We start from the raw sequence: 14,196 nt of genomic DNA on the forward strand, positions 1-14,196 counted from the left end.
CCCAGGACTTTTTCCCGTCCAAAGCTACTCCTGCCTTTTTCGATTCAGCCTTCCTGGCGCAAATGACAAGCGAGCTGTAATTTCAGCAAGTCTTCCGGATTTCGTAAATCGATATGAAGAAGCTCCTCAACTTTGCGCAATCGCTGATACAGTGTATTGACATGAATGTGCAGCTCTTTGGCGGTCAGTTGAGGGGATTGACTGCATTTCATATAAGTGATGAGCGTCTGTTCCCATTCCTCGTATTTTTCCGGGTCTTGCCAGAAAGGGGCAAAGACATCTTGTATGAATGCCTCAATATCGGCCTGACTCTGGTTCAGCATGAGGCGATTGACACCCAGGTCTTTATAGTGAATCACACCACATCGGCTGCGGTTCGTCAGATAGTGAGCGGCCTTCTTGGCTTCTTCGTAGCTTTTGCTGATTTGTTCAATCCCACTTGCCATACTTCCCACGCCAATGGATAACGATGCTTCCTTGCCAAGTTCCCACTCATAAGACGCCTGTTGTAGTCTGTCCCGGATGTCATTTCCGTCTCGGGAGCCGAGAGGCCGGATGAGAAGGGTGACATGGTTATGGAATCCGTAGACAAACATCTGTGTTTTACTGAACTCCCATTTCCATCGGGTAATGAGCCGGTGAATATTTGCTTCTAGCAATGCCAGGTCTTGGCACTGCGTCAGATGGGCATACACCACGTAGTATTTTGCTTGCGGCTGTAACCCTATCGAACGAGCGCGGTCAAACAGTTCATTGCCTTTGCTTGCGATTAGTTCTTGAAAAAGATCGTGTGCTCGCTTGTATAGCACGGAGCTGATCGATTGCTTTTTCACCAAATCGAGTATGAGCACAGCACTCCCTTGTTCCACCGTCATACGTGCGAGATCAGATAGCCCGCGTTCGTCTAAGGGAATCACGAGACATCCGAGAAAAATGCTCCCATTGATTAGTGGATACAAACAGAACAGTTGATCGGCACCAGAAGCGGGCGAGAACAGGTTGAGGGAAACAGGCTGTCTTCTTTTGTTCAGCAATATATACAGTTCATCCCAGCTAAAAAACAAAACACTCTTTTCAGGATACATCTTCTGCTCAAGCCAATCGGCAAAATAGATGGAATGTCCCGTCATTTTGTTGAGGGTTTTTACGATTGTTTCCGCCCCTTTATTTTGCAAGGACAACTGCTTGATGGCTTCGTGGATATGGTTGCGTTGTATCAAATCATCGTGCTTGGCTTGCAGTTGAGAGCTAATGGCAGCCAAATGTTCATACGCTTGCTTGATTTCATCATAGAGCTCGGCATTTTGCAGGGCGATGGAAGTTTGGTCTGCGAAGCCTTGGAGGAGGTCGAGGTCGTACTCAGTAAACACATTTTCTTGATGAAACTGATGCAGGACAAGTACACCAATACGCTTTTCTTCACGTGATATCGGAACACATAACAAGCCATTCAAGTCTCGCAATGCTTTTGCGTGGTTCAGGGAGTGAAAGTTGTCAGCAGAGATATCCCTCATCGCGTGGGTTGTTTCTTGGCTTGTTTTGTACAGGCGTGGGATTCCGTCTTCGAACACTTTGCCCGCGATGGATTCTCCAACCCGCATTTTGAGATCCTTGAACACCGTATCATGAAAACCGACGGTCGCTTTCGGAAGCAATCGATCGATAGTGGGATCATACAGGTGCAGGAGGCCTGCGTCAGCAGCCGGGATAACAGCCAGTGCATTACCAATGATGCCGCGGATGATTTGGTGAACGTCGAGGGTAGCAGATATCGAACGAATCCCTTCAAAGAGTTTTTTGCTTTCCTCCGCTTTGGCTCTCATTTTTTCTTCTTCCATTAATAGGCGAATCCCGAACCAAAGCAGTTCCCATTGGTCAGAGGTAAGGGGGACCTGTTGTTGTGCTTTATGCGTAAGACAAATGACGGCTTGTCCATCGTTTGCGTAGAAAAAACGGTACATTTGTTGTGAGCGAAGAGTCTCATATCGATAACGTATGTGGCCAGCATCGTTGTCACAGAGAGGTACTGTCATAGCGAGAGTAATTGCGGTAGCACTTTCATGAAAAGAAGAGAAAATAAGCCGAAAATGTCGATCACGCGAAAATTGGAACCATATCGAAAAAGGCTGATCGTCAAACCATTCTTGCAGCTTTTCAAGCAGGAGCGAAAAAGAATTCATACACGTGTCCTCCATATAGAGAATTACACATTGCCAATTGGAAATAAGTGGATTTATATACATTGTATTCATAATTTTGGATATATACAATACTCCTATAAGATACGGAAGGTGGGAGACGGTTTGACAGCAACATACAAGAACTATATCGCTGGAGCTTGGGTGACTAGCCATACTGGACAGGTTTTCCCTAGCACAAACCCTGCCAATACGAATGAGGTTCTCGGTTATTTTCAAAAATCGGACGGGCTAGATGCGCGTTCTGCCATTGAAGCTGCAGCCAATGCTTTTGGTGAATGGTCTCAAAAATCGGCTCCCACGCGTGGAGAGTTCTTGTTTTCTCTCATTTCCTTATTGGAAAAACACAAAGAAGAGCTCGCAGAAACGATCACCCGTGAAGTCGGAAAAACATTGCGGGAAGCGAGGGGCGAAGTTGCCAAGACCATCACCTCCATGAAGCAGTTGACAGGGGAAGCTACTCGCTTGACAGGTCAAACGGTGCCTTCCTTTGATGAACGGGTAATTGGTTACACGGTGCGAGAGCCAATCGGGGTTTTCGCGATTATTGCGCCATGGAATTTTCCGCTGGGGATTGGTTTGTGGAAAATTGTCCCGGCCATCCTCGCAGGCAATACAGTTGTGTTCAAGCCGGCGAGCAACACGTCCTTGATTAGCGTAAAGCTGGTAGAGCTCCTGATTGAAAGCGGCATTCCGAGTGGCGTAGTGAATTTGGTAACCGGACCGGGTGCGGTAATCGGGGAGGAATTAGCGAATCATCCACTGGTCAAAGGTATTTCGTTTACGGGTTCTTCTGAAGTGGGACTTTCCTTGGGGAGTGCAGTTGGAGCCAGAGGAGGCAAGATTCAGGCGGAGATGGGCGGGAAAAATCCGGCGATCATTCTCGCGGACGCTGATATTGACCTCGCTATCGATTCCATCGTACTGAGTGGATTCTTCGATAATGGCCAACGTTGTACGGGGACCAGTCGCGTTTTGGTTGTTCCTGAAGTAGCCGAACAAGTAAAAGCAAAATTGATCGAGCGAGCGAAGGGCTTGAAAATCGGGAATGGTTTCGATTCAGACAATCATAACGGTCCAGTAGTGGACGAGCATCAGCTCAATTTGTATCTTCATTATGTACAAAAGGGAATCGAAGATGGTGGCGTACTGGAATGTGGGGGTAAGCGCCTTGTAGAAGGTGATCTCGCTCAGGGCTACTTCGTTGCTCCGACGGTGTTTACTGGCATAACGCAGGAGATGGCGATTGCCAACGAAGAAATTTTTGGCCCCGTGATCGCCGTGATCGATGTAGATTCTTTCGAACATGCTATGCAAGTGGCTAACCAGGTGGAATTTGGCTTGTCCTCCACGATTTTTACGAACGATTTGCAAAAAGCTTTCCAATTTGTCAAAGGCATTCAGTCAGGTGTCACGCATGTCAATATGCCATCGACTCATTTTGAATCACAGTTTCCGTTTGGTGGCAAAAAGATATCTGGATTGGGTCCGAGAGAACAAGGGGAGTCAGCGCTCGATTTTTATGTCGAGACAAAAACGGTTTATATTCGGCCATAAGTATAGGGAAAGCAGGAGGAGCGAAGATGGAAGCGATTGGTGTTATCGGCATGGGTGCAATGGGGAAAGGGATGGTCTGCAATCTGTTGCGAAAAGGCTACCACGTGTATGCCTACGATCCTAGTCCAGACGCAAAAGCCTGGGCGAAGGAAAAAGGAGCGATAGTCGTCGAGTCTCCACAGGCAGTGGGTAGCGTAGCACGTGTCGTTTTCACTTCGCTTCCAGGGCCCGAGATTGTTGAGGAAGTCATGCTGGGTGCGGACGGGCTGTACTTATCATTAGGGGCGGGCAGTTTCGTATTTGATACAAGTACGATCGATCCTGCTACAGCAAAACGTCTGAATCAGTACGGCGTAGAAAAAGGAATCTACTACTACGATTGTCCGGTGAGTGGAGGACCTGCGGGTTCTGCGGCCGGAACGTTAACCGTTATGGTCGGCGGTGATGAGGAAATGCTTCCGGAAATCATGGACTATCTCAGGGCAATTGGGAAGGAAATTTTTTATCTGGGGGAATCCGGCTCCGCACAAGTGGCGAAGCTTTGTCACAACTCGGTCGTTGCCGTCATTACAGCAGCGTTGGGCGAGGCTTTCAGTGTCGGGACAAAAGCTGGCGTTGATCGACACAAGCTGGCAGCCGTCATGGACAAAGGCTCTGCCCACAATCGAGTGCTCTCCGTTTTTGGGCCTAACATCTTGTACGGTACGTATGAAAATACGGTCTTTTCCTTGGATCATATGTACAAAGATTTGCAGCTCTATGCACAAACCGCTCGAGAACAGCAAGTACCTGTTCTCGTTGGAGGCACGGTTGCGCAAATGTATGAGGCAGCGAAAGCACAAGGCAAAGGTAGCTGGGATTCGAGTGCAGTCTGTACCGTGACGGAGGAGCTGGCTCATACAACAATTGCGCGTTAAGCGATGAGTTTGAAAGAGAAAGTAGATAGGTACCATCAGGTATTTGAAAAATTAACTGAATTTATCGCAGGTTTCGAAAAAATTGACAAAAATATACAATTAATGTTAAAATATGTAATATGAATTCAATTTAAAATATAGTACAAGCTTTATAGATTTGAAAAAAATAGTCACGACATTTAATCCCAATTTTGGAAGGAGGTGAATAATAATGAATCAAGTGCTGAATTTACAAAAACTTCCTCAAAAAGAGGCAAGTGTAGTAGCTGCTAGGTGGTCATTGTATAGTAACATTTGCCATTGGCCATGGGGGTAATGGTTGTAAGGTGCTTCTTCAGAGAAGGCCTAGTTGAAGGGTAACTTCAACTAGGTCCTTTTGATTGATTGGGAGAGGTACATCAATCATTTATAGGAGGAGAGTATATCATGAAGGCAAACATGGTTTATTATGATTATTTAAATGAAAACTCGAAATATTTCACTCCTAACAAACCAAGCGTTTCTGAGAGAGAATTTCATGTGACAAATTTATCAGATGATTGTGTAGTTACCAGGGAAGAAAATTCTGTTTGGAAAATGTACAAGTTTAAAGAACGATCCTTGCAAGCTCAAGGGTGGAAAATTCATATTAGTGCAACACTTGATAATGCAGAACAGATTTTACAGAAGGTCAGTCATATTTTGGTTGAACGTAAAGTCCATTTCAAACATCTTGCAAGCGAATGGGATTATTTTACTACAAACTCAAAGATCGCAAATAGAGCAAGTTCGGGAAAGTTTATTACGATCTATCCTCCTAGTGACGATGATTTTTTACATTTATTAGATCTACTATATGCTGCACTTCATTCTTTTGAGAATGGTCCATACATTTTGAGTGACAAGTGTTGGAAAAACAGTAATGTTTACTATAGGTATGGTGGATTTGCAATGATGTTCAACGAACAAGGCGAATTGTGCATAAAAGATGAGAATGGTGAATTGCTTGTAGACGAGAGAGTTCCTTACTATCAAGTACCTTCTTTTGTTCAAGAATTTGATCAGTATTTAGATTCTTTAAATACCACATCTATTGAGGATAAAGTAGAAAATAATAAATTTGAAGAATACGAATTTCAAAGTGTACTTCGCTTTACGAATGGTGGAGGAATCTATGTGTCAGAAAGGAAGAAAGATAAAAAGAAAGTCATTATTAAAGAAGCAAGGCCAAAATCAGGATTGGATGGTCAAAAAGTTGATGCATTAGAAAGACAAAAAATCGAACTGGATGCTTTATCAAAGCTATCGAAAGTAGATGGAATTGTAAATATACTAGATTACTTTACACATTGGAAACATAGTTTTCTTGTGGAAGAGTATGTGGATGGAATGGACTTAGATTCCTGGATTGTAGCGAACTACCCTTTTATTACTAATGGTGATATCAAAGTCTATAAGAACAAAATACATAATATTCTTACTAAATTGGTGTCTATTGTTGAAGAAATGCATAAAAATGGTGTAGGAATGGGAGATTTACAACCAGTAAATATCATCATATCCGAAGATTTAAACGTGACTTTGATTGACTTTGAAACAGCACGACCTAAGGATTCTGAAGGAAAGCCTACACTGCAAACATACGGATTCTCTCATCCACGTAATAAAAATAACGGAGAGAGGGATTGGTATGCAATAAAGAAAATCCTACGACATTGCTTATTGCCAATTGGACCAATCGAGGATATTGATCCTGATATGTATGATTATCAAGATCAATGGATTGAAAAAGTTTATGGAGAGGATTTTGTACCATTTGTAAAAATGATAAGGGAAAAATGTAATCAGCATTTATCATTTATAGGAGAAGAGGATAGGTCGCATGCCATAAATAAAAATGCGTTGAAAATGGATATTCCCTCCATTATAGAAGGTCTCAGAAATGGTATTGAGAAAAATTTTGTTCCTAGCGAAAAGTTAATTCATGGTGATGTCAGGCAATATGAAAGCAAAGCTGGGAAATACAATGTACAAAATGGAGGCACTGGAGCTGCGCTAGCATTTTGTAGATCTGGTACTGTGAGTGGTAATATACACCATTGGATTGAAAATGAATTAATGAGAAACATCGATTCTATTGAACAAGGTGGATTATTAACAGGTAAAGCAGGCGTAGCGACAACATTATATGAAATCGGTTATAAAAAAGAAGCAATAAACATCTTTGCAAACACGAATCTTAATTCTTCTGATATATCATTAAGGTCAGGATTGTCAGGTATAGGACTTGGGTTCATTAGTCTTTATTTAGAAGAAAAAGATGAACGTGTTCTGGAAAAAGCAATATTTGTAGCTAGTATCATTGATACTTTTATGAGCGAGAAGAAAGAGCTAAAAGTTCAGGATTGGGCCGGGATTCCAATCGGTATAATGGAAGGTTGGTCTGGAGTCTCGTTGTTTTACTCAGCTTTGTATGCAGTCACCAAAAGGGAAAATTATTACTTGAAATCTATCGAATGTATTGATAAAGATTTAGAAAAAACCAAAGAAGACAAAAGCACATTGCAAACGATTGATGATTCCAATCGTTTATTACCTTACCTTTCAGGGGGATCGATAGGTATAGGAATAGCAATCGTATACCTAAATCATGTTAGTGATAAAAAACGTTACCAAAGAGAATTGAGCTTAATTACTAATTTATATCGTGTTAGATGTAGCGTAAGCGGGGGGCTTTTCGATGGCGCTGGAAGCTTTTTGATAATACCGCCTCTACTAGGAAAAAGTGATTCTGCGTATACAAACAAAAAAGATGGTGTAATAGAATTGTTACGTTTATTTTTAATTCCTAAGGAAAATCATATTTTATTTCCAGGGCAGTTTTGTTATCGTTTGTCTGATGACTTTCAAACAGGGAGCTCTGGTATTATACTAGCTTTAGAGGGGATATTGAAAGATAACCCATTATATTGGCTTCCATTAATAAATATCGATGATTTTTATAAAAATACAAAATATAGCCACGATGTAGGATGTGTAAATGCTGCCCCAACTACAATAAAGCAATGAGGCGTAGAGCAGTGATTGGCTTTGTTCCATAATTGTATAAGGGTACCAAATGGACAGTGCTACCTTATGGTTGGTTGCTGTCGTTTTTTGTTTGCGAAAGAGAAACAGGTTGTTTAGATCCTGCATCATATCCAATGTGCAGAAAGGAGAGATACGACTTGCAAGAACTAACCTCAACAGAACTGATCCAATACCTGCAAGAAAAGGGGTCGGTCGCTCTTTTTGTCTATACACCAATGTGTGGGACCTGCAAGCTCGCAGCACGAATGCTCGGCATCATGGAAGAAACATTCCCTACCGTTCATCTGTACCAGATCAATATTAATACGGCACCTGCATTGGCAGAACAATGGCAAGTGACCAGCGTACCCGCCTTACTTATTTTTCACAGACATGAATTGTTGGACCGCCATTATGCCATCCAGTCCGTTGGATTTTTATACGATGTACTGAAACCTCTGGCCTAGACATACACCTATTTCTTTCGCCATGAATATGACTAAGAGAGAAGAAATGCGAAGGAGGAGGCGTATGCAAATCCACGTGGTGGAAGAAGGACAAACCTTAGCGAGCATCGCCGAGACGTACGGTACGACGCCGGAAGCGATCAACAAGGCGAATGAATTGCCAGATCCCAATAAGCTGGCAACCGGACAGGCGATGGTGATCCCGATTGTAGGAAGCTACCATTGGGTCAAACAAGGGGATACGTTGTATACCATCGGTCAGCGTAACCAGATCAGCGCAGCAGAGCTTGCTCGCGTCAATGGGATTTCTCCCTATAAACCGCTACAAGTCGGGCAAAAGCTATATATCCCGCCTCGTCCTAGACGAGCGGCTGATTTCAATGCGTATGTGGAACCGCGGCGGACTGTCCCACCAGCGCTGGAAGCGGATGTGCGGACGGCTGCCCCTCATCTTACGTATTTGGCACCGTTCAGCTTTCGCATCAACCGGGATGGAACCCTCCAACGACCAAATCTGAGCAATTTTCCAGCAATCGCAAAAGAAAACCAAGCCCTCCTTATGATGGTCGTGACGAATCTGGAAAAGGGTCAGTTCAGTACGGAATTGGGCGCACTCATCTTGAACGATCAAGAACTCCAGAACAAATTGTTGGATAATATACTCGCGACCGCCCATGAGCTGGGAATGGGGGATATCCATTTTGATCTGGAAGCCTTGCCTACAACAGGTGCAGAAGCGTACGCGAACTTCTTGCGAAAAGCAAGGGGACGTATACATGCGGCGGGGTTGATGATGTCTGTTGCGCTCGCCCCGAAGACGAGTGCCGTGCAAGCGGGGAAATGGTATTCTGCCCATGATTACAAGGCGATAGGAGCGCTTGCCGATTTTGTTGTGATCATGACGTATGAATGGGGCTATAGTGGAGGTCCTCCGATGGCAGTTTCTCCGATCGGACCTGTGCGGCGTGTCTTGCAGTACGCCATTACGGAAATACCAGCCGAGAAAATTTTGATGGGCCAAAATCTGTACGGATACGACTGGACCTTACCGTACGAGCGAGGAACGACAGCGAAAGCTCTGAGTCCGCAAGCGGCAATTGCTTTGGCAGCACAGCATAATGCAGTGATTCGGTATGACTATCGCGCGCAGGCTCCGTTTTTTACGTACACGGATGATCAAGGCAAGCAACACCAGGTGTGGTTTGAGGATGCGCGGTCGATCCAAGCCAAGTTCAATCTGGTTAAACAGCTTGGCTTAAGAGGCGTCAGCTACTGGAAACTCGGTTTGCCATTTCCGCAAAATTGGTTGTTGATCGAGGGGAACTTTCGCGTCCGTAAGCGTGCATAGTCATCTGGCGTACATTCCATCACGGGTTGTACGCCTTTTTTTCGAATGAAAAATCATGGTATGATGAAGATGACAGGAAGGAAAAGGGGAGAAATCATGGGAGAATGCAAATTGGATCACAGCCATGAGGACGTACTCAAAAAACTGGCAGAACAAGCTCCACATCTATCGGAGTTGCGTGTGAGTCAATTCAAAAATCAGTTGAATGGCGAACTCAGCCAAGAGCGTCTAAACGAGCTGTTTCATTTATTGAAAAAGTATGATCTGGCTAGCCCAGAGGAGCGCCAAGAGCGCGAAAAACAAATGGATCGCTTGTTCGGCTAAGACTAATACATACTTTGTTTCGTTTTGCCCCCTAGTGGGAGAATCAGGCTGGAACCGTGGTTCCATGCGGCGAGGAGTAACGATGGAAGACAGACTCTATTATCAGGATGCCTATACAAGAACGTTTTCTGCCCAAGTGACAAGGGCTGGTGTCGAGCAAGATGGGACACCTTACGTGGTACTGAATCAAACGGCTTTTTACCCTACTGGAGGCGGACAGCCTTCCGATCTGGGCGTATTGGAAGAGATTCGTGTAGTTGATGTGGAAGAGGTAGATGGCGAAATTCGTCACCGACTGGAAGCTCCCTTGTCTGAAACCATAGCCGAAGTAACATGTCACATTGATTGGGACCGCCGCTTCGATCACATGCAGCAGCATGCTGGTCAACACATTTTATCTGCGTCCTTCCTGGAAGTCGTGCAGGCGGAGACCGTTGCCTTTCACTTGGGCAAAGAACGTGTCACCATTGATGTACGACTAGATGATTTGACAACAGATGTATGGGAGAAGGTAGAAAAGCGAGCGAATCAGATTGTTCTGGAAAACCACCCCATCCTTGCGCGGTTCGTTGATGACGAGGAATTGGCAACGCTGCCTTTGAAAAAACAGCCGACCGTTACTGAAAATATTCGCGTCGTGATGATACCTGAGTTTGATTACAACCCATGCGGAGGAACTCATCCAGCGCGTACAGGCGAAGTCGGGATGATCAAGATCTTGGGCTGGGAGCGACACCGCGGAAACATTCGTCTGGAATTCATCTGTGGCTGGCGAGCTTTGCGGGACTACAACCAAAAGCAAGCTGTTGTTCGGGATACGGCGAAGCTGCTCGCTACCAATGAAGGGGAACTGATCGCACAGACGGAACGCCTCCTTGCTGAGCGCGACGCTTTGAAGGCAAAATTGGCAGAAGTGGATAAGCAGCTATTAGAAGTGGAAGTAAACCAACAACTATCTGCTGCTAGCCAACTCGGTCCTTCTCGCCTCATTATGCGTACCTTCACGGACAAAACGATTCAGCAGCTTCAACAGTTCGCACAGCTGGCTACTGCTCTGGCGCCAGATGCGATTTGCCTTTTGGCTGCTACTACCGAGGACAAAATGCAAGTCGTGTTTGCTCGTGGGCAAGAAGTCAACGTAGCCATCAATCAAGTGTTGAAAGAAACCTTGCCAGTCATAAATGGAAAAGGTGGGGGAAATCCTGCGATGGCACAGGGTGGCGGTCAGACAGTAGTGAATGCAGAAGAAGTATTGCTGCATGCTCGCAAACTGCTGGAAACCTCACTCATGTAAATACATTGATTCAACAAAAGGAGGATACCCGAAATGAACTGGAATCCGGGAGATATCGTTCGCGTTGCGCAGCGAACAGGTGAATATATTGCAGAAGTATTGGAAATCCACGAATCAAAGCTGCTGGTAAAGGTGTTGGCTGTTACCAAATACCCAACGCAAGGTGATTTGCATTCTTCCTACGAAGTAGATGTGCCGCTGTTTCACCAGCGTCCAGCACTGTCTTACTTGGAAAAATTCATGACGCCTGTCCAAGGGGTCATTCGCTATAACGGTGCGATTCCAGACTACAAGGAATCTGTCCGACAAGCGATGGAAAGAGAAATGGAAAAGCTTGCGAAAATGGCAGCTTGGGCAGAGCGCTGTCTCGTTGAGCTGGAAAAGATGCATAAGGAAGCCTTTACAAACACGAAATAGAGTGGTACTGTAGTACTCGAATGTACGACAATTGCATAGCTTTACTACCAAACGGGGGCCAAGCAACGTTGGCTGAGATTGTGACGAGTGTGTTACTGACCGTTGAACCTGACCTGGGTCATGCCAGCGGAGGAAGAGGTATTTGGAATCAGTATCACGGTGTCGCAACCGAGCGGAACTATGCTTGTTTGCGTGCATACATGATAAGATCTCACTCAACCATCCGAGGCGGATGGTTTTTTTATGCCATTCGTCCGATGAGATGGAATGGGTATACGGCTTCTTCTGTTTGTCTGAATCGACTCAGGCAGGCGGGAGAAGCCGTTTTTTTCCAGTAGAAGGAGGTAATCCATGATTGTTCAGCTGAATGGGAAAAAAGTAGAGTTGGCGGAAGAAATCACGACAGTGCGAGCCTTGCTTGCTTCTTATTCCCTGCAAGAGAAGATTGTCGTCGTAGAGCGAAATGGTGACATTATTGATCGCTCAGTATACGAACAAACACCGATTGCAGACGGAGATCGCATAGAAATCGTTCATTTTGTCGGAGGAGGATGATCATCATGATAGATACATTGAAAATTGGATCGTACGAGTTTCGCTCCCGCTTGCTTCTGGGTACTGGTAAATTCGCTGACCTGGATACGCAAGGGAAAGCGGTAGAGGTGTCGGAAGCAGAAATTTTGACATTTGCGATTCGTCGCTTGAATTTGGAAAATCCGCAAGAACCGAACTTTTTGGAACAGCTCGATTTGAAAAAATTCACCCTGCTACCTAATACAGCAGGTGCCTATACAGCAGAAGAAGCAGTGCGCATTGCCCGTTTGGCTAAAGCATCTGGGCTGTGTGACATGATCAAGGTCGAGGTTATTGGAGATCCAAAAACACTTCTCCCTGACCCGATTGGCACGCTCGAGGCTTCGAAAATCTTGGTGGAAGAAGGCTTTATCGTACTGACCTACACCAATGACGACCCGATTCTTGCTAGACGTCTGCAAGAGGTTGGCGTACATGCGGTTATGCCAGGTGCGTCACCAATTGGTTCCGGGCAAGGGATTGTCAACGAAAACAACCTCCGCTTTATCATCGAGGATGCGAAAGTTCCGATTATTGTGGACGCAGGAATTGGCTCGCCAGCAGACTGCGCGAAAGCGATGGAGCTAGGTGCTGACGGCGTCTTGTTGAATACAGCAGTCGCCCTCGCTGACAATCCTGTCCTGATGGCAGAAGCGATGAAGCTCGGGGTGGAAGCAGGGCGCAAAGGCTTCCTGGCAGGCCGTATCGCGAAAAAGCGTTACGCATCCGCAAGCAGCCCGAACGAAGGGATGATTGAGTAGCGTGGATCGACTGACAGAAGCGATAGAATCGATTGTCAGCCGCAAAGAAGAGCTGTTCGCATTATTGGCAGAGCTCGTTTCTCATCCGACTGTGAGTCCTCCCGCGCGAAACAGCGATGCTGCACAAGGAGTGATCGCTAACAGACTGCAAGCGATGGGATTTGAAGTGGATCGCTGGACGGTTTATCCAGGAGACGACAATATCGTCGGTCGATTATCAGGGGATGCATCTAGGCGGGCAAACAGCTTGATTATCAACGGCCACATCGATGTGGCTGAAGTTGGTAATGACTCGGGATGGACCTATCCACCTTTTGCTCTGACACATGGAAAGGATGGTCGCCTGTATGGCCGTGGAGTTGCGGATATGAAAGGCGGACTCGCAGCGAGCTTGTTTGCGATCCAAATGCTGCGCGAACATTGTATCGAGCTCCAAGGCGATCTGCTCTTTCAATCCGTCATCGGAGAAGAAGCGGGTGAAGCGGGGACATTAGTCGCTATCGAGCGTGGCTATCAGGCTGACTACGCCGTTGTAGTGGACACGAGCAATCTGCAAATGCAAGGACAGGGCGGGGTCATTACAGGCTGGATCACGATTGAGAGTCCGACGACGCTGCATGACGGAATGCGCGCACAGACGATTCATGCAGGTGGACGTGTCCGGGGAGCTTCTGCCATTGAAAAAATGACGAAGGTGATCAACGCACTACAGGAGCTGGAGCGGGATTGGGCTGTCATGAAGTCCTATCCCGGCTTTCCGGCAGGCAGCAATACGATCAATCCCGCAGTTATCGAGGGTGGTCGTCACGCAGCTTTTATCGCAGATCGTTGCGCTCTATGGATTACCGTTCATTTTTATCCGAATGAATCCTACGAAGAGATCATCCGCGAGATCGAGGATCACGTCGGACGTGCAGCAGCAGCTGATCTTTGGCTGAGAGACAATCCTCCAACATTCCGATGGGGCGGACGTTCGATGATCGAGGAGCGCGGGGAAATCTTCCCTTCACTGGAGTTGGATACGAAACATCCGGGGTTGGCAACGCTGCAATCCGCATATGAAAGTCACATGCATCAAGCGCCTGTCGTTAATATGTCGCCTACGGTGACGGATGTAGGCTGGTTTGCGCATGCAGGCATTCCGGCTGTCCTATTCGGGCCTGGTGAGCTCACGCATGCTCATGCCGTCGATGAATCCATTGATCCTGACCAGCTTGTTCATTTTGCCCAGATCATGGCCCGATTTATTGCCACCTGGTGCAATACCTCGAAGGAAGCGAAGGAGTGAGCAA

Annotated in this window: 12 protein-coding genes and 1 riboswitch; of the genes, 11 read left to right on the forward strand and 1 reads right to left on the reverse strand. The window is 45.9% G+C overall.

The window, feature by feature from the left end; genetic code table 11:
* Positions 1-44 precede the first annotated feature (44 nt).
* The gene (locus tag E8L90_RS07860; protein ID WP_137028719.1) at positions 45-2,180 is read right to left on the reverse strand and encodes a helix-turn-helix domain-containing protein; all 2,136 of its coding nucleotides are present in this window, start codon (positions 2,178-2,180) and stop codon (positions 45-47) included.
* 123 nt (positions 2,181-2,303) lie between these two features.
* On the opposite strand from E8L90_RS07860, the gene E8L90_RS07865 reads away from it, so the two are divergent.
* The 11 genes from E8L90_RS07865 (at position 2,304) to E8L90_RS07915 (ending at position 14,192) form a co-directional block, all read left to right on the forward strand.
* A complete protein-coding gene (locus E8L90_RS07865; RefSeq protein ID WP_244297175.1) occupies positions 2,304-3,755 on the forward strand; it encodes an aldehyde dehydrogenase family protein in 1,452 nt (483 codons plus the stop codon).
* Positions 3,756-3,781: 26 nt separating this feature from the next.
* A complete protein-coding gene (locus E8L90_RS07870; protein WP_137028721.1) occupies positions 3,782-4,672 on the forward strand; it encodes an NAD(P)-dependent oxidoreductase in 891 nt (296 codons plus the stop codon).
* Between the two features lie 426 nt (positions 4,673-5,098).
* The gene (lanKC, locus tag E8L90_RS07875; RefSeq protein ID WP_137028722.1) at positions 5,099-7,720 is read left to right on the forward strand and encodes a class III lanthionine synthetase LanKC; all 2,622 of its coding nucleotides are present in this window, start codon (positions 5,099-5,101) and stop codon (positions 7,718-7,720) included.
* A gap of 158 nt (positions 7,721-7,878) precedes the next feature.
* Positions 7,879-8,187: a thioredoxin family protein gene (locus E8L90_RS07880; protein ID WP_137028724.1), complete on the forward strand. Its 309-nt coding sequence runs from the start codon at positions 7,879-7,881 to the stop codon at positions 8,185-8,187.
* Between the two features lie 64 nt (positions 8,188-8,251).
* Positions 8,252-9,535 carry a glycoside hydrolase family 18 protein gene (locus tag E8L90_RS07885; protein WP_137028726.1) on the forward strand — a complete coding sequence of 428 codons (1,284 nt, stop codon included), beginning with the start codon at positions 8,252-8,254 and terminating at the stop codon, positions 9,533-9,535.
* A 96-nt stretch (positions 9,536-9,631) separates the two neighbouring features.
* Positions 9,632-9,859, forward strand: a complete 228-nt coding sequence (locus E8L90_RS07890) for a hypothetical protein (protein ID WP_244191614.1) — start codon at positions 9,632-9,634, stop codon at positions 9,857-9,859.
* Positions 9,860-9,941: 82 nt separating this feature from the next.
* Complete coding sequence (locus E8L90_RS07895) at positions 9,942-11,153, forward strand: alanyl-tRNA editing protein (protein WP_137028728.1); 1,212 nt, start codon at positions 9,942-9,944, stop codon at positions 11,151-11,153.
* 33 nt (positions 11,154-11,186) lie between these two features.
* The gene (kapB, locus tag E8L90_RS07900; protein ID WP_137028730.1) at positions 11,187-11,570 is read left to right on the forward strand and encodes a kinase-associated lipoprotein KapB; all 384 of its coding nucleotides are present in this window, start codon (positions 11,187-11,189) and stop codon (positions 11,568-11,570) included.
* Positions 11,571-11,611: 41 nt separating this feature from the next.
* Positions 11,612-11,722, forward strand: a riboswitch (TPP riboswitch).
* A gap of 199 nt (positions 11,723-11,921) precedes the next feature.
* Entirely contained in the window at positions 11,922-12,125 is a 204-nt protein-coding gene (thiS, locus tag E8L90_RS07905) for a sulfur carrier protein ThiS (RefSeq protein WP_137028731.1), read from the forward strand.
* 5 nt (positions 12,126-12,130) lie between these two features.
* Positions 12,131-12,904, forward strand: a complete 774-nt coding sequence (locus E8L90_RS07910) for a thiazole synthase (protein WP_137028733.1) — start codon at positions 12,131-12,133, stop codon at positions 12,902-12,904.
* On the forward strand, positions 12,897-14,192 hold the full coding sequence (locus E8L90_RS07915; protein WP_137028735.1) for an acetylornithine deacetylase: 1,296 nt from the start codon (positions 12,897-12,899) through the stop codon (positions 14,190-14,192). The genes E8L90_RS07910 and E8L90_RS07915 overlap by 8 nt, the downstream gene beginning before the upstream one ends.
* The last annotated feature ends 4 nt before the right edge of the window (positions 14,193-14,196 follow it).

Source organism: Brevibacillus antibioticus (assembly GCF_005217615.1).
In the GTDB taxonomy this organism is placed as follows: Bacteria; Bacillota; Bacilli; order Brevibacillales; family Brevibacillaceae; genus Brevibacillus; species Brevibacillus antibioticus.

Coding starts and splice junctions, on each gene's coding strand:
- E8L90_RS07910 (WP_137028733.1), top strand. CDS start 12,131: ATGATAGATACATTGAAAATTGGATCGTACGAGTTTCGCTCCCGCTTG.
- thiS (WP_137028731.1), top strand. CDS start 11,922: ATGATTGTTCAGCTGAATGGGAAAAAAGTAGAGTTGGCGGAAGAAATC.
- kapB (WP_137028730.1), top strand. CDS start 11,187: ATGAACTGGAATCCGGGAGATATCGTTCGCGTTGCGCAGCGAACAGGT.
- E8L90_RS07890 (WP_244191614.1), top strand. CDS start 9,632: ATGGGAGAATGCAAATTGGATCACAGCCATGAGGACGTACTCAAAAAA.
- E8L90_RS07895 (WP_137028728.1), top strand. CDS start 9,942: ATGGAAGACAGACTCTATTATCAGGATGCCTATACAAGAACGTTTTCT.
- E8L90_RS07860 (WP_137028719.1), bottom strand. CDS start 2,180: ATGAATTCTTTTTCGCTCCTGCTTGAAAAGCTGCAAGAATGGTTTGAC.
- E8L90_RS07870 (WP_137028721.1), top strand. CDS start 3,782: ATGGAAGCGATTGGTGTTATCGGCATGGGTGCAATGGGGAAAGGGATG.
- lanKC (WP_137028722.1), top strand. CDS start 5,099: ATGAAGGCAAACATGGTTTATTATGATTATTTAAATGAAAACTCGAAA.
- E8L90_RS07885 (WP_137028726.1), top strand. CDS start 8,252: ATGCAAATCCACGTGGTGGAAGAAGGACAAACCTTAGCGAGCATCGCC.